We start from the raw sequence: 24913 nt of genomic DNA on the forward strand, positions 1-24913 counted from the left end.
AAAATTCATAAAAGTCACTTAAGAGATAAATCTCTAATTCGTCAGTGATTACCTTGTCTCCTTCCCCATCATGATAAAGAATCATATTCCGAAAACTATTTTCCCTTTTCTCTAAAGCCACATCTACGATATAAAAAATCATTGTTAGCTTTCATCGACCCTATCACACTATGACAAATCATTTCGTTTTGTTTTTCTTAATGATTCTTAGTGGTTCCGAGTGGTATTGAATTAACGCTATTGTTTATTTCATGTCTTTTTATTAAACGTTTAAAAAAGAAGAGTATATTCCATAGCAGGAATAAAGAAACAACCGTAATCGAGCCCCGGCAGGCTCAATCATCAATATTACAAGAGATGATTTACAAAACATGACCACCAGGCTCCTCATCGATGAATATAAAGAGCCCTATAAAATAAACGGCTAACTTCACGTGAATGGATAACCATTCAGAACCTTAGCGTCATTTCCCCAAAATTAGTTGTATTAGTGAAATAAAAAGTATCAAACAATAAGTATTACCTCAGGATTATTATTTCTTTTTCAAGTTTGCGCCAAACACCATCGGGTTATCCGTATTAAGTCTTTTTGGTTTTATCAGGACGTCACCGCGACGTCCTGCTTATTCACACTGAACGTCATCTGTTAATCGGCTATATGGAGATACCACTTTGAACATTGAAGACACCCTGATCGGCATTCTGGTCGACGACCTTTTCATCAGTACTCCCCGCTCGGATATTGACCCGAACATCAACCTGCGAGACGGCCTCGGGCTGGACTCTCTGGGGTTCAGCGAACTCAGAGCGCAGTGCGAATACGCCTTCAACATCAAGATTGAAGATGAATACTTTACGCCGGAACACTTCCACTCCGTCAACACGCTAACGCAACTGGTCAAGCGCCTCACCTCTTCCTCTGTACAAGGGGAAAATGCCCAATGAACGAGATGACAACTCAACCGACAACGCCGTCTTCACGCGTCATGGGATTCACTGAACTGAAGCGCTGGCTGCGGCATCGCCATCCGATGATTTTCCTTGACCGCGTCACGGATTATCAGCCAGGGAAAAGTCTGACGGCCCTGATGGCCGTTTCCGGCCAGACCGACGCCATCGCCGGACATTTCCCTGAACGGGCCGTCTTTCCGGCCAGCCACATGATGCAGGCCATTTCCCAGGCCGGGATCATCCTGTTTCAAGTCTCGACCTCGCCGCTGCGGCAGGACGAAATCACGCTCGTCGGCTCGGTGAAGGCGAGATTCACCCGAGTCGTGGTCCCCGGCGACGTCCTGATCTTCAACATGCACTGCGACAGCTTGCGTGACGACTTCATGACGTTTACCTGCCAGGCCGAGGTTTCCGGCCAGGTGGTCGGCACGCTGAAAGGCTCTCTCGTCCGTAAAGACATTTCAGTGTTGGGAGAACAGCTATGGTAGACACGAGCTCGCCTGTCTGGGTCACCGGGATGGCGTGGTCAACGGCGCTCGGCTCAGAGCTGTACGCCGCGTGGGAATCTCTGCTCGCCGGCGAGTCCGGCATCGTGGAGATCGCTTCGCCGCTGCCTTTACGCACCAACTACGCCGCCGTTGTGCCCGAACTGCCGTTACATTGGCCGCCGGACAAACGTCAGGATTGCCTGACGCGCGCCACGCTGGCGCGCGCCGTCGAGGACGCCGGACTTTCTGCGGACGATCCCGGTCTACTGCCCGTGATCGGCACCAGCTTCGGCGCCCATCTCGACCAGCCGGAGCATACCGTTTCACTATCCGCGTGGTCCAACAGGGCGGCCTACGAAGCGGGCTGCATCAACGCCCCAGTGACGGTTTCCACCGCCTGCTCCGCCGGTGCTGACGCCATCCAGGCAGGACTGGCTCTGCTAAAGAGCGGCATGACGGAAATCTGCGTCTGCGGCGGCGCAGACACGCTCACGCTGGGCAAACGGCTTAGTCATTCACGACTCGGCACGCTGTCACCCGACCATCTGAATGCGTTCGACGTCAGCCACAACGGCACGCTACTCGGAGAAGGCGCCGCGTTTCTGGTGCTTGAAACCGCAGCGCATGCGCAAGCCAGAGGGGCGCAGCCTTACGGCATCCTCGCGGGCGCCGGTTCCTCGAATGACGCCGCCAGCGCCGTTGCACCGGATATATCGGGCCGAAACGTCGTATTGGCGGTCGAGCGGGCGCTGCAAAGCGCAGGGATCGCGCCGTCGGACGTTTCCATCATTAATGCGCATGCCACCGGCACGGCGACCAACGATCTGGTGGAAGCCCGCGCCTACGCCCAACTGTTCTCCGACGTGCCTCATCCCCCCACCCTTTTTGCGACCAAGGGCGCGCTCGGACACGCGCTGGGGGCGACGGGCGCTATCGAAGCCGTCGCAGTGTTGAAGGCGCTGGAAACCGGTCATGTACCACCGATTCAGGGGCTGAAAACGCCGATGCCTGAAGTCACGCTGCCGATGCCTGCGGGCGCCCCGATGCCGATACGTTATGGCTACGGGATCAGCGTGACGCTGGGCTTCGGCGGCTTCAATACCTGCCTCGTTTTCCAGAAATGGGAGGGTGCGACAGTATGAACGAACAGGATGTTATCGCCACATGCGGACTGCCCGCCGTCGGCTTTGGTCGCGCCGTTGCAGAGGATTTAGCCGCCATGAAAACCGGGCGGAAAGCATCGCTCTACGCCGATCCGTTGGCATGGCTGGTCTATGACGCGGTCGAACTTGCTCTGGAAGAGGACAGAGAGGCGATTTGCGCCGCCAAGCGCACCGTGGACATATCGCAATCAGCGACCAGTGTACGGCGCATACCCTGAGAGAGATCGGTGCCGTCATCGCGTCGGGGCGCATCTCTCCACTGCGCTTCTCCGGCGCCTGTCCTGGGCTGGTCTGCGCCCTTCCGGGCCAATTCCTCGGCTTTAACGGCCCGAGCATGGTGCTCTCGATGCCTGCGGAACAAGGACTTCCCGCCGCCGCTGCGATCGCCAAAACCTGGCTCAGTGAACACGCGGCCAGCCATGTGATCGTCACCTGTCACGAGGCGGACGCCGCCGGACATACGGTCACTAGCGTCATCTTCACCCACCAGGACGAGGGAGGAACTTACTGATGACGATCAAAAATATGACGCCTGAGGCGGCGCAACGCTTCTTGGATACGCTGGTGCAGGTGGATCGGTCTGAGGCCGTCCCCAACTTCTCCGAGGTGCTGGATAACATGCAGGATCTGGGGTTACAGCCCGGCGAGCCGGTGATGATCACCATCCCAAACAGCATCGAGTTCGTGACCATCGTCTTCGCCCTGCTAACGCTGGGCGCCGTTCCGGTACTGCTGCCCTCTTCCGCGCCGCCGTCTCGTATTTATCGTATCGCCGCCGTGCTTGGCGCCAATGCGCTGATTTCGCTGAATACCCCCAAGGGACTACCGCAGATCAGCGCCTACCCGCTGTCTGAACGCATCAAACTCAACTATCTGGACGATTTGAGCGTCCGATACTATCAGCCGGGAGAGGTGATCCTGCTGACGTCCGGCACCTCCGGCATCTTCAGCGGCTGTCTGTTCAGCCTCGACGCACTGTTACTCAACGGGTTACGCCACGCCGAAGCGATCGGACAAACGGCCGAAGACCGGGTACTCATTAATCTGCCCATGTACTACTCCTATGCCTTCGTCGCGCAGTTGCTGACGACGTTTTCACTCGGCGGCACCGCCATTATCGCCGGTCCGCCGTTCACGCCTTTGCACTATGAACGGACGATCCGCGACTACCAGATAGCGCAGTCCTCGCTGACACCGCTGATGGTGAATGCCTGGCTGCAATCTGAATCCGGCAAACTCCCGTCCCCCTTGCGTCGACTGACCGTCGGCGGCGATGCGCTCGCGCCATCCTCAGTGGAAGCACTCCTGACGCGTAATCCCGGCCTTGAGGTTTACCTAACCTATGGTCTGACTCAGGCCGGCCCTCGGGTAGCGACGCTGGCCGCCCACCTGGAGTCGCCCGAACGCTACGCCTCAGTCGGCGTACCGATGGAAGGCGTGAACATTTCATTGAAGAAAGAGCATCCCGACGACACGGTAGGTGAACTGATCGTCGAAACCGCCACAGGGATGAAACAGCGGTTAGGTCAGCACACTGAAGAAACGGAAACCAACGACGACGGTAAGCGCGTGATCCACACCGGCGATCTGTTCGAGATCGACCACGCAGGCTACCTCTTCTTCCGCCAACGGCAACCCAGCTATGTGATGAGCCGGCGGGGAGAAAGTATGCATGAAATCCATCTGCGAAATCGCCGAAACCCTTCCCGGCGTGGTGAGAGCGGAAGCCTGGGTACAGAACGGCGACGGCGAGGACGCGGCATTTACGCTCGACGTTTACTGCGAAGATGCGTCGCTGAAGGAAAACGACATTCGACGACAGCTCGGTAGCGTATTGCTGCGTAGCGAACAGCCGACGCATCTGGTGCTACATCCCGCCTCCAGCACCGGCTGGAGAAAAACAGCGCCCTAACCGGCCCCCGCCTCGACAAAAGGATGAGTCACATGAATTTGATGAATTTACCCCTGATCGTATCAGGCAACTCCCCCGATGCCCTGTCAGCCGCGGCCGACAGTCTGCTGACCGAGGTGAAAAAGGCCTCTTCCACCCAGGATCTGCACGCCCTTTGCGTCCGGCAACTTTCGCAGACGCATGGGCATCATCGAGGGGCCGTCTTCGCGAAGGATCACAACGAGGCGGAAAAAGGCCTTACGGCCCTGGTTTTGGGACGCGCCGCGCGCAATGTCATTAAAGGCGTCGCCGACGATCGCTGCCGCCCCGTCTTCGTCTTCCCCGGACAAGGGCCTCTCTGGCCGGGCATGACGGCGGAACTGATGGAACGTTACCCCGCTTATCGGGAACGTCTTCAGCACTATGCCCAAGCGGTACGCCGGCATACCGACTGGGATTTGGCGGCCGCCATCGTCGCCGAAGAACCGTTCACCCGGTTAGTACAAATTCAACCGCTTCAATTCGCACTCGCCTCGGCGCTGGCGGATGTGTGGCGCTCATTCGGCGTACAAGAAACGGCGGTCGTGGGTCACTCCGTCGGCGAAGCGGCCGCAGCCTACGCCTCCGGCTACCTGAGCAGCGCCGATGCCGCCCAGGTCACCTGCCTGTGGGGCAAGACGCTGACCCAGATCGAAGGCCAGGGCGCGATGGTGTCCATCGCCGCATCCGTCGACCGCATAAAACCGCTGCTGTCGCGTTGGGAAGGTCGGCTCAACATCGCTGCCATCAACAGTCCCCGAAGCGTGACCGCCAGCGGCGATCTCGCCGCCGTGGAGGAGTTGCTCGACGTCCTCAAGACGGAAGGCCTGTGGGCATGGAAAGTGCCGGGCGGCGAAGTGGCGGGCCACAGCCACCATGTCGACATTTTGCGCGACGCGGTGGTGGAGCAGGCTCCGAAAGCTTTCACCTCGCCGCGCATTCCCTTTTACTCGTCCGTCCTCGGTGAACCGTTGGCCAATAATCAGATGACGCCTGAATATTGGTTCAGCATTCTGCGTGAAACCGTCATGTTCGAGAAAAGTTTGCGCGCGATGATTCGTGACGGCTATCGCCTCTTTATCGAAGTCAGCCCTCATCCCGTCCTCACGGCGGTCATTGAAGAGCTGCTGCGCGAAGAAGGCGTCGCGGGCGCGGCGATCTCAACGTTGGAGCGCAGGAAAGGGGATGAACAGAGCGTCATCTTCGCGCTTACACATGCCTACCTCAACGGCGCATCGCTCGACTGGCCAGCCGTCTGCGAACGTTTTTTCCCTGACGTCACACTCACGCCCGACGCTCAGCATGCGCCCGCACATACCGATGTCGTAGTAGGAGAAACCCTCTCGCGTCCTTCTCCGCAGTCGGATGACATGATCGATAGCGCGGCATTGTTCGACCGCTCCCCGGCGGAGCAGAGGGAAGCCCTTCTGGAACTCATTGCCGCTAAAACCGAACTGCTGACGGAACAGCGCTTCGTCTCCGAGACGCAGGCCTTCCGCGACATCGGTTTTACCTCGCTGACCGTGGTGGAACTGGCTCGAGAGCTCTCCTCCGCGACGGGCCTCGAACTGCCCTCCACGCTGGTTTACGACCACCCCACGCCCCGCGCAGTCGCCGAGCATCTTCGTCAGGCGTTGGGCCTGTCCTCGGGTGAGGACGATCTGGAAGACTACGCGAAGGACGGCCATAACGACGAGCCTATCGCCATCATCGGGATCAGCTGCCGTTATCCCGGCGGAGTGAGCGATCCGGAATCCTTGTGGCGTCTCGTCGCCGAAGGCCGCGATGCGGTCGGTGATTACCCGTCTGACCGCGGCTGGGATACGGCCAATCTTTATAATCCGGAACCGGGCAAACTCGGCAAGATCTCTGCTCGCACCAGCAATTTCCTGTATGGCGCTACTGGATTCGATGCCGGTTTCTTCGGTATCTCTCCGCGTGAAGCCGTCACGATCGAGCCGCAGCAGCGCATGCTGCTGGAAGTGTCGTGGGAAGCGATCGAGCGCGCAGGCATCGATCCATCGACGTTGCACGGCACCCGCACCGGCGTCTTCGCGGGCGTGATGGGCACCGAGTACGGTCCGCACCTCCAGCAGGCCTCGGAAGACGTTTCCGGTTATGGCTACATGGGCACTGCCACCTGCGTGGCTTCCGGCCGCGTGGCGTATAGCCTGGGACTGAATGGTCCAGCCGTCACCCTCGATACCGCCTGCTCCTCCTCGCTGGTGGCGATCCACACGGCCTGCGAAGCGCTGCGCAGCAACGATTGCAAGCTGGCGCTGGCGGGCGGAGTAACGGTGATGCCCACGCCGGGCGTTCTGATCGACTTCTCCCAGCAGCGCGTGCTGGCTCCCGACGGCCGTTGTAAGGCATTTTCGGCATCGGCCGACGGCGTCGGGTTGTCCGAAGGCGTCGGTATGCTCCTGCTGCAACCGCTGTCGCAGGCGCAGGCCGACGGCCATACGATTTTAGGCATCATCCGCGGCAGCGCCGTCAATCAGGACGGCGCATCCAACGGACTGACCGCGCCCAACGGCTCGGCGCAGCAGCAGGTCATCCGCCATGCGCTGGCCAATGCCGGATTGCAGCCGGAGGACGTCGACGTCGTCGAAGCCCACGGCACAGGGACGCGTCTCGGCGATCCGATCGAAGCCAACGCGCTGCTGGCTACCTACGGACAGCGCCCGGCGGAACGCCCTTTACGGCTGGGGTCGATTAAATCGAACATCGGCCATACGCAGGCCGCCGCCGGGGTGGCCGGGCTGATCAAGATGGTGATGGCCTTTCAACATCAGCAATTGCCCCGCACGCTGCACGTCACCGCGCCTCAGAGGAGGTCGCCTGGTCGACCGGTTCGGTCGAACTGCTCACTGAAGCGCAGCCCTGGCCCCGCAGCGACGAACGTCCCCGCCGCGCGGCGATCTCCTCGTTCGGGGTCTCCGGCACTAACGGTCATCTGATCGTCGAGGAGCCGCCATTGGCACCGACCGTGCCGACGGAGCATCCCGTCGCGCCCGCCGAGATGATGTGGCCGCTGGCCGCGAAAACAGAGTCCGCGCTGCGCGATCAGGCTGCGCGCCTGCATGAATTGCTCCTGTCCCAGCCTGAGCTGGATCCGATTGACGTCGGCTACACGCTGGGCGTCTCCCGCAGCCGCTTCCCCTACCGTTCAGCCGTATGGGGCCCGACGCGCGACAGCCTGCTCAATGGCCTGTCGGCGCTGGCGGAAGGCGGCGATCATTCGTCGGTGCTCAAAAACACCGTGCCGCCGGCTGGCGCGGGAAAACGTGTCTTTGTCTTTCCGGGTCAAGGCTCACAGTGGCCGGGCATGGGCATGGAACTCTACGACGCGTTTTCCGTCTATCGCCAGGCCATCGATCAGGTCGCCGAGGCGCTGAAGCCTTATACCGACTGGTCGTTGATCGAGGTCCTGCGGGCGTCGCCGGACGCGCCGACGCTCGAGCGCGTCGATGTCGTGCAACCCGCGCTGTTCGCCGTCATGATCGCGCTGGCGCGACTGTGGCAGTCTTTTGGCATCGAACCTCATGTCGTGGTCGGGCACTCCCAGGGAGAAATCGCCGCCGCGTACATCGCTGGCGCGCTCACTCTGGATGACGCCGTGAAGATTGTCGCCCTGCGCTCCCAGCTAATGCTGACGATGTCCGGCAGCGGTGCCATGGCGATGATCGGCCTGTGTGGGGATGACGCGCGGACATTCGTCGAGAAGCTCGACGATACGCTGACGCTCGCCGTCTTTAACAGCCCCAGCGCCACCGTGGTCTCCGGTGGTACTGAAGCGATTGCCCGTCTCCTGCAACGCTGTAAGAAAGAGGGCATCCGGGCGAAGCGGATCGCCGTTGACGTCGCCGGACACTCGCCGGGCATGGATAAACTGCGTCCGATGCTGATGTCCTTATTTTCCGCCATAACGCCGCGCCCTACGCGTATCGCCTTCTACAGCACCGTCGAAGGTTATCTCGATGATACCCCGCTTGACGGCTCGCGGATGGACGCCAAATACTGGTGCGACAATCTCTGCCATCCCGTCCACTTCGTCGATCGCATCCAGTCGCTGACCCGCGCCGGCGCCATAACGTTCCTCGAGTGCAGCCCGCATTCCGTCTTGCTGCCGCCGATGGAAGAAACCGTCGATGACGCCGCCGCAGTAATCGGCACAATGAAGAAGAACCAGCCGTCCGTTGCCTGTCTGACTCAGGCGATGGCGAAGCTTTACGTCAACGGTCACGACATCAACTGGCGCGCCCTGCATCCCGGCGCGCGCGTCGTCGACATCCCTACCTACCCGTTTGAACACCGCTACTACTGGCTCAATCTGCTTGCCACCGGCGATGTCGCCACGGCGGGCCAGCGAACGGCAGAACACGCGTTGCTCAGCGCCGCTATCGACCTGCCGGACGATGAGGGCGTGTTGCTGACCGGCCGTATCGGCCTGTCTACGCACGCGTGGCTGGCGGATCATGCGGCGGCAGGCGTCGTGCTGCTTCCCGGCACCGCCTATCTGGATATGGTGCGGCACGCCGCGCTCATGGTCGGGTCTCCTCACATTCTTGAGCTGACGCTGCAGTCGCCCCTGATCCTGCCTGAACAAGGTAATCTGGACCTGCATCTGCGTGTGGGCGCGGAAGAAGAAGGCCGCCGCACCGTCACGCTACATGCCCGCCCCTCCTCGGAAAACGATGCCGAACCAGCGCCCTGGACGCTCCACGCGCAGGCACAGCTGGCCTCGGCGGCACCTTCCGCTTGGCCGACATTCGATACGGAGACTTGGCCGCCAGCCGGTGCCAAATCAATAAATCTGGCGCAATTGCGCAGCCGTCTTGTAGACGCAGGCTATGAATACGGCCCGGCCTTTAGCGGGTTGCAGTCAGCGTGGAGAAAGGGCAACGATATCTACGTGGATGCGCAACTGCCCGACGAGCTTGCGATCGCCGGCCACATTCTGCACCCGGCGCTGCTGGATGCCGTACTGCATGTCATCGCGTTGCCCGCAACAGACGACGGCGACGACAAGTTGCGCCTGCCCTTCGCGTTCAGCGACGTTATGCTCCACGACGTTCCGGCACGTCAACTGCGCGCGCGCCTGCGATCCACCGCCGCCGATACCCTTGCCATCACCGCCGTTGATGAGACGGGAACACCGGTATTGGCTGTCTCGGCGCTCACCCTGCGGGAAACCACCCGCGACCGTCTGCGGCAGTTGCTGAGCGAGCCGCCTCATCACGATCTGCTACGCACGACCTGGAGCCGCCTGCCCGACGCCATCGCCGCCGTACGCACTGCGCCCCCCGTGACAGACTGGGCGTTGCTGGACACGTCATCCGACGTCACTCAGGCGTTGTCCACGCTATCCGCTTATCCGGATCTATCCGCACTGACGGCAGCGACGACGGACACGCCGCCCGACGTCATTATCTGGCCGCTGCCGGTGCCCGAGCATGTCGACGACACGCCCGCCGCCGTGCGCGCGTTGACCGAGGACGTCACCACTTTCGTGCAAAGCTGGCTTAACAGCGAGCCGTTATCTCAAAGCACGCTGGTGGTCGTAACGAAACGCGCCGTCTCCACCGACGACCACGCGGCCCCCGATCTGATGCAAAGTACGATCTGGGGCCTGCTGCATACGGCCCAGAACGAATACCCCGGACGCATTGTCTTGCTGGATACCGATAGTCCGCTGCATAAGACGGAGTGGATTACCGCAGCGCTGGCCAGCGAGCGGTCGCAGTTAGCCGTGCGGGACGAGCAACTTTTCTACCCGATGCTGACCCGCAGCAGCACGGACGATCTACTGACGCCGCCGTCCGATGCGCCACTCTGGCGTATGGATATTTCGAACGCGGGACGCATCGACAACCTGATCCTCAAGCCTGCGCCAGAGGCCGCGGCACCGCTGGCCGCCGGGCAAATCCGCCTGAACGTACGGGCCGCAGGCGTCAACTTTTATGACGTGGTATGCGCGTTGGGACTGATCCCGCCGCAGCATGAATTCGGCACCGAAGCAGCCGGCGTGGTGGCGGAAATCGCCCCAGACGTCGATCGTTTCGCCGTCGGCGACAGGGTCATGGTGATGACGGAAGGCGCTTTCGGTCCGGTGACGATCGTCGATCAACGCACCGCCGTACCGATGCCAGATACGTGGTCGTTCGCCCAGGCGGCGAGCGTCCCCGTGTCGTTCCTCACCGCCTATCATGCGCTCGTCAATCTGGCGGATCTGCGGGCGGGAGATAAAGTCCTCATCCACGCGGCCGCGGGCGGCGTGGGTCAGGCGGCGCTCCAGCTGGCTCGCCATCTGGGGGCGGAGATCTTTGCGACCGCCCATCCGGACAAGTGGGACATTCTGCGCGGTTTCGATATTCCTGACGACCATATCGCCAGCTCCCGCAACCTCGACTTCGCCGAACATTTTCACGCGACTATGGGCGGCAACGGCCTCAACGTCGTGCTGAACTCGCTGACCGGCGAATTCATTGATGCATCCATGGCGTTGATGGCGGATCAAGGCCGCTTTATCGAAATCGGTAAAACCGATGTTCGCGACGAGCAGCGAGTGAACACCCAATATCCGGGGATCGGCTATCACTATCTCGAACGCCCCGACAGCAGCCCGGAAGCCACCGCGAAAATGTTGGGCGAGCTGCTGGAACTGATGCGGACCGGCGCGCTGCAACCGCTGCCCGTCACAGCCTACGGCATCCGCGAAGCCATACCGGCGTTCCGACTGATGCAGCAAGGGCGTCACACCGGAAAGGTCGTACTCACCTTTCCGCATCAGCTCGACCCTGAGGGGACGGTGCTGGTCACCGGCGGCACCGGGACGCTAGCCGCGATTCTGGCGGAGCATCTGGTCACCACCTATCACGTGCGCCATCTGCTGCTTGCGAGTCGCGGGGGCGAAACTTCCGCCAACGCGGCGCCGTTGAAGGCACGATTGGAAAGCCTCGGCGCGACGCCGCACATCGTCGCCTGCGACATCGCCAATCCGCTCGCGCTACGCGCCATGCTGGACGCCATTCCGGCCGAACGTCCGCTGACGGGCGTGTTCCACACGGCCGGGCTGCTGGCGGACTCCACGATGGCAGGGCTGACGCCGGAAGCCATCCAAAAAGTCTTCGCGCCCAAGGTCGATGCCGCCTGGCATCTTCATGAGCAAACGCGTCATCACGATCTGGCCGCCTTCGTGCTGTACTCCTCTAGCGCCGGTACGCTGGGGAGTCCGGGACAGGCAAACTACGCCGCCGCCAACGTCTTCCTCGACAGTCTGGCGCAACACCGCCACCGTCAGGGCTTGCCCGCCACCTCGCTTGCCTGGGGCTGGTGGCAACCGGTCACCGGCATGTCCAGCGCACTGAGCGACACCGACAACGCCCGAATCGCCCGCACCGGTTTTGCGCCGATTACGCCCGAACACGGCAACGCGCTGGTCGATGCGGCGCTGGATCTGCCGTATGCCGCGCTGGCCGCCGTACCGCTCAATCTACAAACCCTGCGCAACAACAGCCGTTCCGGCACGTTGCATCCGCTGCTGGAGCGTCTGGCCGGTCTGAGCGCCACACGTCGGTCCCGCGCCACGGCTGATGGCCCAGATCTGCGCAAAGAGCTCGCCGCCCTGGAGTCGGGCGCGCGTCTCAAGTATCTGCAATCCGCTATCGCGAAAAGTATCGCGGCCATTCTCGGCAAGGAGGACGCGACGCACATCGCGTTGGATGTCTCGTTCAAGGAAAGCGGACTGGACTCCCTGCTGGCGTTGGAGCTGCGCAACCGTCTGACGGCGGCTAGCGGTCTGCGGCTTCCCGCCACGCTGACCTACGACTATCCGACGCCCGAAGCACTCGCCGCCTTCCTGGGCGAACAGTTGCTCCCCGAAGTGGACGAGGCCCCGACGCCCGACGCCGCCGGAGACGACGACGAGCGGATCAGAGAGGCGATCAACGCCATCCCTATCGCACGACTGCGCAGCAGCGATTTGCTTGATGCGCTATTAAGGCTCGCTCATGACGACGAACCGCCCGCCGAACACGGTCACCCGGACAGCCCCGATGAGGACATCAGGTCGGCCAGTATTGACGAGCTGGTCGCCATGGCGCTGAACCCCGAGGAGGATTAAACCCTCAGGGAAAACGAAGACGTGCGGCAATAACCTCAGGCGCGACCTCGCCGTTAACCGCGGCGAGGTCGCTAAATAGGCTCAATTACGGGAAGGCATCGTCATGGTGAAGCCGTCATGGGTAGGCGGCGCTTATGACCACAAAGATGTCCTCTGACGTACCACTCAGAGAGAGGATGAATGGTGACCGCTCAAGGTTTACAGGTGTTTAACGATTCGCCGTTGTTCAAAGCGCTAGGGTTTCGCGTCATCGACTGCGATGAGCAACATCTCGTGTTGGAAGTCGGTGACAACAACCCCTGCCATCAGGGTGGGTTCGGTACTTTAAAGACGGTCGGTATCAACGGAGCCGTCATCAGCGCGGCGCTGGAGTGCGCCATCGGTCTGTGCGGATTTCACTCCTTCGGCGGTAGACCGGCAGGTGTGGTAGAGCTTTCGGTGAAGATGCTGCGGGTCATCCGGAAAAAACCCTGCCGCATCGATGCCGTAATCGACAAAAAGAGTCGTGATATCGCTTTTGTCTCGGCCGTGTTGTACAGCGCGCACGGGGGAAAATGCGCCACCGCGACCGGGATAGTTATGACCAGTCAGCGCGAAGAGAGCGTGAGCGAAGGCCAGTAACCCTCCCGCGCGGACATCACGGGTCACTGAAATGCACCAATAGGAACAATATCGTCCAACGGACTGTCCGCAAGGCGCTCACGCGACAGACGCGAGCCGGCCGACAATGCCTGCCGTGCAGGGCAGCCGTAGAGCAGTCAACAGGGAGTGAAGAAAATGGACCAGCATTTTGATATTCCGGAAACGATGAACGCTTACATTATCCGGCCCGAACGCTATGGCGAACCTCTCCATGCGATTCAACGGGAGATCGTCGCGATTCCGACGCTGTCGCCGAAACAGGTCCTGATTCATGTGATGGCGGCGGGACTTAACTACAACAATGTTTGGGCGGCGCTGGGCAAACCGGTGGATATCATCGCCGCCCGCAAGAAAAAGTCTAAAGACGCAGAGCCTTTCCATATCGGTGGTTCCGAGGCCGCCGGGATCGTCTGCGCCGTCGGTGCTGAAGTGACGAACGTCAAACCCGGCGATGCGGTCGTCGTCTCCTGTTCGGTTTACGACGCCACGTCGCTGGAATCCCGTCTCGCGCCCGATCCCATGTTTGTGCGCAGTCAGGAAATTTACGGTTACGAGAGAAACTTTGGCTCGTTTGCGGAATATACCCGCGTCGAAGACTACCAGTGTTTCCCCAAACCGGCGTTTCTTACCTGGGAAGAGAGCGCCACGCTGATGTTGAACGGCCCTACCGCCTACAAGCAGCTGACCCACTGGGTTCCAAACCACGTGAAGCCCGGCGATCCCGTCCTCATCTGGGGAGCCGCCGGTGGGCTGGGATCGATGTCGGTGCAGATCGTCAACGCGCTGGGAGGGCTTGCCATCGGCGTGGTGTCGAGCGCAGAAAAAGGAGACTACATTCGCTCACTCGGCGCGGTGGGCTATCTTTTGCGCAATCACTATAACTATCTGGGCCGCTTGCCCAATCTGGACTCCAGCGAGTACGCCGCCTGGAGCCGCGGTTTCGCGCAATTCCGACGCGACTATTTCAAAGCGCTCGGCAAAAAAGATCTGCCGAAACTGGTGATCGAGCATTCCGGTCAGGACACGTTTCCTACCTCGCTGCAGATTTGCGATCACTCCGGCATGATTGTCACCGTCGGCGGCACCTCCGGGTACAACTGCGATTTTGATGTCCGCCACCTGTGGATGCATCAAAAACGCATTCAGGGTTCTCACTACGCCAACATCAGGGAATGTGGCGAATTCCTGCATCTGGTCAATCAGAAACGGCTCTCCCCCACGCTGAATCGAGTCTTTGCATTCGACGATATCCCCCGCGCCCATCAGGAGTTGATGGAGGGCAAACTTCACGGCAATGCCGCGATATTGGTCAATGCGCCTTCAGCAGGGCTGGGAGCCGTGAAGGAACAAGAACAAAGAAGGAAGGCCAAGCCGCAAGCGGCCACATTGTGAACGCGTCATACCGTTTGGAGAGAAAACGCCAATTTATGACGCGCTTCAAACTTAAGGGAAGTTTGCCGATTTTTGATAGTGACATTCACTGAAGCGTCGCAACATGCCCATAGCCCGCGAGCGACAGCAGCGCCAAAACGCGGACAGATTCACGCGATTAATCTGTCCGCGGTGCGACCGATAAGAGTGCGGCCGCACAGGTGATCGCCGCCCCAACGCTCGCAGGGAAAACGATTCCGCATGTCTATCGCTATGCAGATGGGGTCTGAACTTATCCTGGAGGATTCACGTATGGAACAGTCAATATTCGAGCCCGATGCTCCGGTATGCCCGGCGCCTAAATTCGATATGCAATACGGTGTTTTTGCCTCATTGGATGAGGCGGTGAATGCAGCCGCGCAAGCGCAGAAGCAGCTGGATAATGTAGTGTTGCGGCAAAGAGTGATTGCGGCGATCCGCGAGGCCGGCGAGCGCTACGCTCAGGTGCTGGCGGAAATGGCCGTGGCCGAAACGGGTATGGGCCGCGTCACCGACAAATATGCCAAAAACGTCTCCCAGGCGCGCAGCACGCCGGGAACGGAAAGTCTGGCGGCCAGGTGCTCACCGGCGACAACGGGATGACGCTGATCGAAAACGCCCCCTGGGGCGTAGTGGCGTCGGTCACCCCTTCAACCAACCCGGCCGCGACCGTGATCAATAACGCCATCAGCATGATCGCCGCAGGCAATAGCATCGTGTTTGCGCCCCATCCCTCGGCGAAGAAGGTCTCTTTGCACACCATCAGCCTGCTGAACAGAGCGATAGTGGCCGCAGGCGGCCCCGAGAATCTGCTGGTCACCGTCGAAGACCCGAATATCGAAACCGCTCAGCGCCTGTTTTGTCATCCGGGCATTAGCCTATTGGTCGTGACCGGCGGCGAAGCCGTGGTGGAAGCCGCCCGCAAACATACGGACAAGCGTCTGATCGCCGCTGGCGCAGGCAACCCGCCCGTCGTGGTGGATGAAACCGCGGACATTGCCCGCGCCGCCCGCGATATCGTGCGCGGCGCGTCCTTCGACAACAATATTATCTGCGTCGATGAGAAAGTGGCGATCGTCGTCGACAGCGTGGCCGATGCGTTGCTGGCCGATATGCAGCGGCACCACGCGGTATTGCTGACCAACGAGCAAGTGGAGCAGCTACTGCCGCTGCTGCTGACCGATATCGACGAACACGGCAAAGGCCGCCCCAGCCGCGACTGGGTAGGGCGCGATGCCGCGAAGATCGCCGCGGCAATTGGTCTGGACGTTAGCGATAGCACACGGCTGCTGCTGGCGGAAACCCCGGCGGACCACCCTTTCGCCGTGACGGAGATGATGATGCCGGTGCTGCCCGTCGTGCGCGTGGCTGACGTGAACGACGCCATCGAACTGGCGGTGCGGCTGGAGGGCGGATGTCGCCATACGGCGGCGATGCACTCAACCAACATCACCCACCTGCACAAGATGGCCAACCGCATCAACACCAGCATTTTCGTGAAGAACGGCCCCTGTATCGCCGGGCTGGGATTCGGGGGCGAGGGCTGTACGTCCATGACCATTTCCACGCCGACCGGCGAAGGGGTGACGTCAGCTCATACTTTCGTCCGTATCCGCCGTTGTGTGATGGTGGATATGTTTCGCATCGTCTAGTTTTCGTATGCTAAATGCCTCTGCCGCTGGCACCCAGCGGCAGGGACGCTTGCCCATCGGATCATTGCGCCCTGCGCGGCGCAAAGGTTTTACCGGAGGAAACGACAGATGAAAACAGGCAATCACCTTCATCCGCATCAGCTCGACACCCAGCCGACACCTCCTGAAGCCGTCCAGGCGTTACTGAGTCAAACTCACCCGATGCACCAGCGTTACACGCAGGACGTTTACGCCCAGTCTCGCACCATCACCGCCTGGCAGCAGCTCTACGATCAGGTTTCCCCCGGTCATTTTCGCGGCGAGCTACAGGAACTGCTGTTGGACGGCATGCAGCTCTGTCACGAATACACCAACCTTGCTTTACGGCAATCCTGCATGACCTGGGCGGGCTCGGTGTGGTTCGGTATTCCCTCCACGCAGGAGAACATGGGATTTATCAACGCGCAGCCGCTGGACAAGTACGGCATTGCCGTCAGCCCCGGAGGGAAAGAGTTCGAGCTGTCGACGCCGGACGACTTTTCCATTCTCGGCGTCGTGATCTCGCACGAGGTGCTCCAGCAATACATCGGCGCGCTCAGCGATCCGCAGTGGCTGACCGAACGGCTAACACAGGGCTCCACGCTACAGATGGATCTCAGCAACAAGGAACAGCTGTGCGAGTACATCCGCCACGCGCTGTGGTACAGCGGCCATTTTCCGCAGGTGATGAAACAGCGCAACACGCAGAAGCTGTTAAACCATAATCTGCTCACGATGCTGATGTCGTTTCTGGAAAACGTCCAGCCGCCCACAGAACCGGCGCAGAATCACCATCACCGCAAGCTGATCGCCTTTGCGCGGGAGTATGTGCTGAGCCAAACCTCGGAGCCGGTCACCGTTCTGGATCTGTGCAACCGGCTGCACGTCAGCCGTCGTACCCTGCAAAACGCCTTCCAGAATGTATTAGGCATCGCCCCCAACGCCTGGCTTAAAATTATTCGCCTCAACGCGGTGCGGCGTGAATTGGTCGACCCCGACACCCCGCACCGTACGGTGCAAGATGCCGCGATGCAGTGGGGGTTCTGGCATTTGAGCCAGTTCGCCAGCGACTATCAGAAATTGTTTAACGAAAAACCTTCGCTGACCTTGCGGCGCCACTCCCCACACTGACGGCTGGCCGGGAGGCTCTAAGCCGCCCTCAAGAGGGGTCGCATCGGGGCGGCCCTCTCAGCGAGCCATCGATACAATGCGCTCGCCCCCTAATACGCGGCCTGAATGCCAGACTCTCTGACATCCGCCGTCACCGCATTTTCCACTCGCTTGGGCATCTCAACCTCGAACGTCCCGCGACATTCGCGGCAAAAGCCAGCGTGTTTCGCTGCTTTTCGGCCGTCAAAAAGAGAAAAAACTGACATGAACTATACTCTGACGACGTGAATGATGACGCGCCTTGTCGGGAGGAGCGCCTACCCGCATCAGGGTCCGTCGTCGGTGATAAAAAGCCGCAGCGTGGCGACGCATCCGCCGATTGTCCTGAGGCAAAAGCGCCCTCTTCCTGGTTCCACGGCGACGCGGCAGCGACATTGCGCTCCCGGCGTTGACCGCGCCATCCCCTATACCACCGGCTTGACACCCCTGGGTGTATAGCGACGTGTAAAAAACAGTACAAACACACTCTCACTGTGAGGAAAGTTAATATGTTCAATGATTTACAGGGTAAGGTGGCGATTGTCACTGGTGCATCGAAAGGCATTGGCGCGGCGATTGCCAAGCGTTTCGGGGCAGAAAAAGTCAACGTGGTCGTGTGTTACCGCTCGGACGATGACGGGGCGAATGAGGTGGCAAAATCTATCGAACAGAGCGGTGGGAAAGCCGTCCTCTTCAAAGGCGATATTAGTCTGGAAGCGCATACGCAAAAGGTACTTGAAACAGCCATCGACACCTTCGGACGTCTTGATATTCTGGTGAATAACGCCGGTATCGAGAAACAGATGCCCTCGCATGAAGCGACGCTGGATGACTGGAATCAGGTGATCTCCGTCAACCTGACCAGCTATTTTCTGACCGCCAAAATCGCCATCCAGTATTTCCTGAAAAATAACATTCAGGGCACCGTCATCAACATGTCTTCCGTACACGAGCAGATCCCGTGGCCAACCTTCGCCAGCTACGCAGCCAGCAAAGGGGGCGTGAAGCTGCTGACGCAGACGCTGGCGCTGGAATATGCGGACAAAGGTATTCGCATCAACGGGATCGGCCCGGGCGCCATCAATACCCCCATCAATAAAGAAAAAATGAACGATCCAGAGAAGCGCGCGGCGCTGGAAAAAATGATCCCGATGAAACGCGCGGGCGAACCCGAAGAGATCGCCAACATCACGGCCTGGCTCGCCTCTGAGCAAGCCTCCTACGTCACCGGCATTACGCTGTTCGCCGACGGCGGCATGACGCTCTACCCCTCTTTCCAAGGCGGACAGGGATAATTTTTCCGCGCCATCCGCCAACTCAGCTCCTTTTCTCTCCGCGCCACCGGCCGGAGGGAGGAGGAGATGTCGTTAATCCCCAAAGAGAGACATAGGCATGAACATAATGATCGCGCTGATCCCGGCGCTATTCTGGGGGATCCTCCCACTCGTGGTGTCCTCGATTGGCGGCTCGCCCAACAACCAGATCATTGGCACTACGCTGGGCGCTTTCGTCGTCGCTCTCGCCGTCGCGATCTTCGTGCCAGCGAATCTGGTATGGCCGGTGGTCATCGGGGGCGCCGGTTCGGGAATGTGCTGGGCCTTTGGTCAATATTTGCAGTACGTCTCCTTCACGAAAATCGATGTGTCGAAAGCCATGCCCGTGTCTACCGGGCTGCAACTGATTGGGACGTCCCTGTTCAGCGTATGCTTTTTCGGCGAGTGGAAAACCACCAAAATGCTGGGCTTTTTCGCCATCTTTCTGGTGATCGTCGGCGTGTATATGACCACCTACACCTCAAAGAAAAGCGCCTCGCAAGATCAGCATCTGCTGACCGGGGTAGGTATTCTGATCGTGTCGATGTTCGGCTACGTCGGCTATTCCGCCCTGCCCCGTATGTTTAATCTCAGCGGGTGGGACGCCTTTCTGCCGCAAACGGCGGGCATGGTGGTGATGTCGCTTCTGCTCTCAATCAAGCAGCTCGGCCGTTCACTCAAAGAGAAACAGACCTACTTGAGTATGCTGCCCGGGTTCATCTTTGCGGCAGCCGCGTTGGGGTATTTAATCTCCGCACAACGTAACGGGGTCGCAACCGGATTTACGCTGTCGCAGATGAGCGTGATTATTTCCACGCTGGGCGGGATTTTTATCCTGAAGGAACATAAAACCCGCCTGGAGCTGATCCTGACCCTTATCGGTCTGGCGCTGGTTTTGAGCGGCGGGATTATCATCAGTCAGATTTGACGCGTGCCATTGCGCCTGCGACCGCACTATCAGGAAGCGGGCCTGACGGTCGCCGGGAATATGAAGCCCAAAAAAGAGGGGGCGATGCCCCTCAGATGTGCGTGTTACGGTTTCTGCGTGACAACCTGTTCACGCTGGCTGCGGGGATAAAAACGCCCTTCTTTCAGAGAAGTTTCGATCTCTTCCAGACTGCGCCCTTTCGTTTCCGGCATCATGAAGTAGATGAAGACGAACCCCAGCAGATTCAGCAACGCGTAGAACCACATGGCGCCGCCGATGCCCAGCAGATTCACCATCGACAACGCGGTAGAGGTGAGCAGCAGGTTAGAGCCCCACAGCGTGGCCGCATGCAGGCTGCTGGCCTTTTCACGTACGCCTAACGGGTAAACCTCCGAGCCGACCAGCCAGCCGATGACCTGAATCCCGCCCGAGTTGAACACCATAAAGGCGAACAGACAGGCCACAATCAGCCAGCCGTGCTGACCGCCGTTGGCGTTCAATCGGAACATCAGCCCCAGCAAGGCCAGGCTAATGACAGCGCCGGGGATCATATAAAGCGTCAGCGTACGGCGGCCGATACGGTCGACCAACAGCTTACCCACGATAGTCAGCACCAGATAAATAGCCGCCACACCCAGCGCGGAATGCAGCGCCGTGTCCCGGCTGAAACCTGCGCCGGTCAGGAAAGTCGGCGTGTAGTAAATCATCATTTCGATGCCGGAGAGCTGGGTAAACGCGGCAATGCCCAATCCGACGATCAGCGCCGGGCGCAGCCACGGCTGCTTCAGGTCTTTCCAACTGCCGGTCGATTTGCGTTTGGCGCGTTCATGGACTCGCTGAATGGCCTTGATCTCGCGGCGCACTTCCCGTGCAGTCTCTCGCACCGTGTCCAGCGCGACGTGGGCTTCCTTCATGCGCTTCTTACCCACCAGCCAGCGCGGACTTTCCGGCAGCGGTAGCATGCCGATCAGTAGGATCACCGCGGGGATCGCCGCGACGGCGAACATCATGCGCCAGGACCACAGATCCTGTAGGAACGTCCCGACCAGCGCCGCGGTGAGAATGCCGATCCCGATTGAAATATTGAAGAACGTGACCAGACGACCGCGTTTCTCCGGCGGGGCCAGCTCGGCAATATAGACCGGTACAATCTGCGACGCGCCCCCGACGGCGAACCCCAGCACCAGCCGCGCGGCACCGAGATAATAGGCATTGGCGGACAAACCGGAGCCGATGACCCCCAGTGCGAAGATCGCGGCGACGATCATCACCGTGTACCGCCGCCCCAGCACGCTGGAAAGTTTACCGCAAGACAGGGCGCCGACGACGGCGCCGACTAATATGGCGCTGGTGACCAGCTCCTGAGCATGGGAAGAAAGCGAAAAGTCATGGGTGATTTGCAGCAGAGCGCCGGAAATAATCCCGGTATCATAGCCATATAAGAATCCCGCAATGGCGGCTATGGCAGTTGCTGTCAATAAAAAGGCATCAGCGCTTAAAAAGCTGTTATTTTCACTATCGGACGTGTCGGATAACTTTTCATTGTCAGCCGGTAATACCACCGGTGGTTTATCACTATATTTGTCGCTGTCGTCGTGTACATCAGACATAAATTTCCTTTATTTCAAGTGAGTGTTAATCGTGGCATATATATTTTTTCGAAAGGTGGTTGTTGATGATATATTCGGACATACCGTCTGGTGACGATATTATCGACCGTGAGATGCAGTATTTATAGATATAGCATAACATCCCGTGACTGTCACCCCTGAATAAAAATACACTTTACTGAAAAATTATTTCGTATCAGATCGATATATCACAAACACCTAAGCAGGAATAACGCCCACAGGAAATAAGGGTGATTTCATATATAAGCAATAGTTATGCGGCAGGTAAGGAAATATAATTTACCCTCCGAGAAATAGCGAAAAACCGACAAAAAACAACACGAAAAAAATAAAGCGTAACGTAGCAAAACGCGGCGCAATAAATATCACTCATAAGCGGCCAAGAATAACCAGAGTTAATGGAAGATCATTCACCCGCCAATGAGACATCATTGCAGACCACACAGACAAGGTGGTCTGCAGAGCGCGCACCGCGCTATGGACGGCGGGGAGGCGTCACCCCAAAATTAAAACGGTTGCAGTTGCTACACAGCCTTTTCAACGCCTGCGATCCGTCCATTTCCGTCAGCCTGACTTCAATCAACGTGAGTGACTTCGCATGCTCGGCGAGTTCCAGCGCGGCATCAAGCTGGGCGCCATTTTCGACTACCGTGCCGACGACATCCTCTCCGCCGCCCATAGCATGAAGCAGCTCGGTGTAGCGCATTGACGGTATCGTGTTGTAGAACGAGTTCTCCCCCAGGATATAACGCTCAATCGTGTCGCCGTTGTTGTTGAGCAGAAAAATAACGGGAGCCAGACCGAGACGCATTAACGTCGCCAGCTCATGACAGGAAATCTGAAAAGCCCCGTCACCGATGAAAAGCGGATGCCGCCGCTGCGGCGAACCGGTCAAATAAAGATATCCTGCTAAGCTGAAAAGTATCGTCTGCGTCGCTCCAAACCGGCACCGAGCGGGTCTGGAATACGCATTCGTCTTCCTATTCGCAACGTTTCAGAGGTGTTACGCATGAGCACGTTCAGAACGAAAGACGGTACTCAGCTGTATTACAAGGATTGGGGGAAAGGTAAGCCGCTGCTGTTCAGCCACGGCTGGCCGCTGGATGCGGATATGTGGGACAGTCAGCTGCATTTCTTCGCCGAACACGGCTTCAGGGCCATCGCCTTTGACCGCCGCGGCTTCGGGCGTTCCGACCAGCCGTGGAACGGATACCACTATGATACGCTGGCCGACGATATCCACGAATTGGTCGAACATCTACAGTTGGACGAGATAACGCTGATCGGCTTTTCGATGGGCGGCGGCGACGTTTCCCGCTACCTCCACCGCCACGGTTCTCATCGCGTCAGCGCACTGGCGTTACTCAGCGCAGTCACCCCGAAGCTGATGAAGTCGGGTGATTATCCGGAGGGCGTGGACCCACAGGTTATTGACGGTATCCGAGAGGGGATCGTGCATGACCGCGCGCAATTTATCAGTGATTTTGCGACACCGTTTTACGGCCTCAACAAAGGGATGCAGGTCTCAGACGGTGTGCTGACTCAAACGCTGAATATCGCCCTGCTGGCCTCTCTCAAGAGTACGCTCGACTGCGTCACCGCGTTCTCTGAAACAGACTTCCGCCCGGATATGCACAGCATCAACGTTCCCACGCTGGTTATCCACGGCGACGCCGACCAGGTCGTGCCGTTCGAGTCTACGGGCAAGGTGGCCGCAGAGATGATCAAAAACGCCCAACTTAAGGTCTATGAAGGTGCGCCACACGCCATTACCCAGACCCACCGAGATCGGTTGAATCAAGATCTGCTGGAGTTTATTCGGTCGGTCGACTAATGCCCCTCTCATTCGAGTCTCCGTCTGGGAGGCTCGTTTTCCCTGAAATAGGATGTCGCTTAATATTATAAATACACTGTATACGAACGATTATTATTTATTTTTTTCATTGAAAATAAATACATTCACAACTTATGCCCACCTAGCATTAATCCCCATCCGATAAGAATATATTTCCCTGGTGATGACACAAAGAGGATACAGCTAATAGTTTGCCTAGAAGCGTATTTAAGCTTTCGTTTTCCTTGCATAAAACCCGAATTAACCTAACCGATTCCCCCGAACGATGAATGAGTAAAAACCGCTCTTGTCACAAAAATTAATTTATGCTAAAGATCAGCGCTCGCCCGGATGCGACATAACCTTTATTAAAAAGCAGGAGCATAACAATAATGAAGTTAAATATTACCGACACTCCCAACCCTCAGGATGAGGAATTTGTTATTCAAAGTTTATTGCAACACAATAAACAATTTCAGGAAGGAGATATTCATCCTCTCTTTTTAACGTTCACCAACGACAATAATGAAATTATCGCCGGGCTGGTGGCAAGCACCTGGTGGGACGCGCTGGAAATCAAATTTCTGTGGGTCGGCGAGGCGTATCGTCAGGCCGGTTTAGGTCGCCAAATGATGCAGCAGGCCGAGGCGGAAGCGAAAAAACGCGGCTGTTATATGGCCTATGTCGATACTTTCAGTTTTCAGGCCAAGGGATTTTACGAGAAGCTCGGTTATCGGGAGTACGGCCACCTCCCCGGCTACGCTCACCAATTTACGCGTCATTATCTCCACAAGGAATTTCAATAAGTTATCAATTCGTCTTGAAAGGAGGCCAGGATGCCACCAGAAACAGAGGATATTAGTCGCTATATCGGCGGTCTGATTACCGTGATGGAAGCATTGCACGAACCCTGGGGAATCAAAGACCTGGCTTCGCGACATATTTATATGAATAAAGCCGCCCTGACGTATACCAATACGCCCGCCCATTTTGAGTTTGAGGGGAAACTGGATGCCGAATTCCCCGCCGAATGGGCGGAAATGTCGGAAGACTTTATAGAGCACGATCGACGAACAGAGCACAGCAAGAAAAGCGTCGCCGTCATCGAAACGCACTATTGGAATGGCGACCCGTTTCTCTCGCCGTTCGTCAGCGAAAAAATCCCTATTTTCGACGTCAAGAAACGCTGTATTGGCACCATGTGGAACGCCAAGCCCCTGACGACGCTCTCCCCTCTGGTTTATATCGATAAGAAGGCACCTTCCACGCTCATTACCCACGTCGAAAACAGTTTATTTACGCCCTCGGAACTGGAAATGATTTTTCTAATCCTACAGGGGTTTTCGGGAAAGGAGATCGCCAGAAAAACCAACCTCGCCTACAAAACTGTTGAAAATAGAATATATAGCATTTACCAAAAAGCCGACGTGCATTCACTGCATCAATTTAAAGCGTTTTGTTATCACACGGGATTGGATAAATACATTCCGCCCAGCCTGCTCGTGAAAGGCATCCAATATATTTAGCGCCAGACCGCATGGGGCGAGTTCACCGCTCGTGTAGCCCGGGATATGTAGATTGTCTCAGAGCGGAATGTCCCCCCACAACCGTTCGACGAGTCGGGACTCGTGTGTGACATTCGCTGACGTTAACCCGGACGCGCCTGCGGGAATGGGCGA

General features: G+C 58.3%; 18 protein-coding genes and 1 pseudogene. 17 read left to right on the forward strand and 2 right to left on the reverse strand.

Features of this window, described 5'->3' with window-relative positions:
* Positions 1 to 672: 672 nt before the first annotated feature.
* From AU509_RS04920 to AU509_RS04975, 14 genes and pseudogenes are all read left to right on the forward strand, one after another.
* A complete protein-coding gene (locus tag AU509_RS04920) occupies positions 673 to 945 on the forward strand; it encodes an acyl carrier protein (protein WP_085653149.1) in 273 nt (90 codons plus the stop codon).
* Positions 942 to 1439 carry a 3-hydroxyacyl-ACP dehydratase FabZ family protein gene (locus tag AU509_RS04925; protein WP_205756452.1) on the forward strand — a complete coding sequence of 166 codons (498 nt, stop codon included), beginning with the start codon at positions 942 to 944 and terminating at the stop codon, positions 1437 to 1439. Before AU509_RS04920 ends, AU509_RS04925 begins: the two co-directional genes overlap by 4 nt.
* Entirely contained in the window at positions 1433 to 2581 is a 1149-nt protein-coding gene (locus AU509_RS04930) for a beta-ketoacyl-[acyl-carrier-protein] synthase family protein (protein WP_094117793.1), read from the forward strand. Before AU509_RS04925 ends, AU509_RS04930 begins: the two co-directional genes overlap by 7 nt.
* Entirely contained in the window at positions 2578 to 2820 is a 243-nt protein-coding gene (locus tag AU509_RS18260; protein WP_217809647.1) for a hypothetical protein, read from the forward strand. Before AU509_RS04930 ends, AU509_RS18260 begins: the two co-directional genes overlap by 4 nt.
* Positions 2757 to 3113, forward strand: a complete 357-nt coding sequence (locus AU509_RS04935) for a hypothetical protein (RefSeq protein ID WP_217809648.1) — start codon at positions 2757 to 2759, stop codon at positions 3111 to 3113. Before AU509_RS18260 ends, AU509_RS04935 begins: the two co-directional genes overlap by 64 nt.
* Positions 3113 to 4432 carry a class I adenylate-forming enzyme family protein gene (locus AU509_RS04940; RefSeq protein ID WP_254901521.1) on the forward strand — a complete coding sequence of 440 codons (1320 nt, stop codon included), beginning with the start codon at positions 3113 to 3115 and terminating at the stop codon, positions 4430 to 4432. Before AU509_RS04935 ends, AU509_RS04940 begins: the two co-directional genes overlap by 1 nt.
* 114 nt (positions 4433 to 4546) lie before the next feature.
* Positions 4547 to 7492: a type I polyketide synthase gene (locus AU509_RS18520; protein WP_254901522.1), complete on the forward strand. Its 2946-nt coding sequence runs from the start codon at positions 4547 to 4549 to the stop codon at positions 7490 to 7492.
* Entirely contained in the window at positions 7396 to 12657 is a 5262-nt protein-coding gene (locus AU509_RS18525; protein ID WP_254901528.1) for a type I polyketide synthase, read from the forward strand. Before AU509_RS18520 ends, AU509_RS18525 begins: the two co-directional genes overlap by 97 nt.
* 180 nt (positions 12658 to 12837) lie before the next feature.
* Positions 12838 to 13278 carry a PaaI family thioesterase gene (locus AU509_RS04950; protein ID WP_085653155.1) on the forward strand — a complete coding sequence of 147 codons (441 nt, stop codon included), beginning with the start codon at positions 12838 to 12840 and terminating at the stop codon, positions 13276 to 13278.
* A gap of 156 nt (positions 13279 to 13434) precedes the next feature.
* Positions 13435 to 14691 (forward strand): crotonyl-CoA carboxylase/reductase, encoded by a 1257-nt coding sequence (gene ccrA, locus AU509_RS04955; protein WP_094117794.1) that lies wholly within the window; start codon positions 13435 to 13437, stop codon positions 14689 to 14691.
* A gap of 348 nt (positions 14692 to 15039) precedes the next feature.
* Positions 15040 to 16361 (forward strand): annotated as a pseudogene (locus AU509_RS04960) (aldehyde dehydrogenase family protein).
* Between the two features lie 108 nt (positions 16362 to 16469).
* On the forward strand, positions 16470 to 17510 hold the full coding sequence (eutR, locus tag AU509_RS04965) for an HTH-type transcriptional regulator EutR (protein WP_085653157.1): 1041 nt from the start codon (positions 16470 to 16472) through the stop codon (positions 17508 to 17510).
* A gap of 527 nt (positions 17511 to 18037) precedes the next feature.
* Complete coding sequence (locus AU509_RS04970; RefSeq protein WP_094117795.1) at positions 18038 to 18823, forward strand: glucose-1-dehydrogenase; 786 nt, start codon at positions 18038 to 18040, stop codon at positions 18821 to 18823.
* Positions 18824 to 18920: 97 nt separating this feature from the next.
* On the forward strand, positions 18921 to 19769 hold the full coding sequence (locus tag AU509_RS04975; RefSeq protein ID WP_085653160.1) for a GRP family sugar transporter: 849 nt from the start codon (positions 18921 to 18923) through the stop codon (positions 19767 to 19769).
* Between the two features lie 104 nt (positions 19770 to 19873).
* On the opposite strand, the gene AU509_RS04980 is transcribed toward AU509_RS04975, so the two are convergent.
* Both AU509_RS04980 and AU509_RS04985 read right to left on the reverse strand, forming a co-directional pair.
* Positions 19874 to 21379 (reverse strand): sugar porter family MFS transporter, encoded by a 1506-nt coding sequence (locus AU509_RS04980; RefSeq protein ID WP_094117796.1) that lies wholly within the window; start codon positions 21377 to 21379, stop codon positions 19874 to 19876.
* 496 nt (positions 21380 to 21875) lie between these two features.
* Positions 21876 to 22295 carry a thiamine pyrophosphate-dependent enzyme gene (locus AU509_RS04985; protein ID WP_162896339.1) on the reverse strand — a complete coding sequence of 140 codons (420 nt, stop codon included), beginning with the start codon at positions 22293 to 22295 and terminating at the stop codon, positions 21876 to 21878.
* A 114-nt stretch (positions 22296 to 22409) separates the two neighbouring features.
* On the opposite strand from AU509_RS04985, the gene AU509_RS04990 reads away from it, so the two are divergent.
* The 3 genes from AU509_RS04990 to AU509_RS05000 all read left to right on the forward strand — a co-directional run bounded on the left by AU509_RS04990 (position 22410) and on the right by AU509_RS05000 (position 24760).
* Entirely contained in the window at positions 22410 to 23234 is an 825-nt protein-coding gene (locus tag AU509_RS04990; RefSeq protein WP_085653167.1) for an alpha/beta fold hydrolase, read from the forward strand.
* A gap of 392 nt (positions 23235 to 23626) precedes the next feature.
* Positions 23627 to 24040, forward strand: a complete 414-nt coding sequence (locus AU509_RS04995; protein WP_094117798.1) for a GNAT family N-acetyltransferase — start codon at positions 23627 to 23629, stop codon at positions 24038 to 24040.
* 30 nt (positions 24041 to 24070) lie between these two features.
* The gene (locus tag AU509_RS05000; RefSeq protein WP_085653170.1) at positions 24071 to 24760 is read left to right on the forward strand and encodes a helix-turn-helix transcriptional regulator; all 690 of its coding nucleotides are present in this window, start codon (positions 24071 to 24073) and stop codon (positions 24758 to 24760) included.
* The last annotated feature ends 153 nt before the right edge of the window (positions 24761 to 24913 follow it).

The sequence above is a fragment of the Lonsdalea britannica genome (assembly GCF_002111595.1).
Lineage (GTDB): Bacteria > Pseudomonadota > Gammaproteobacteria > Enterobacterales > Enterobacteriaceae > Lonsdalea > Lonsdalea britannica.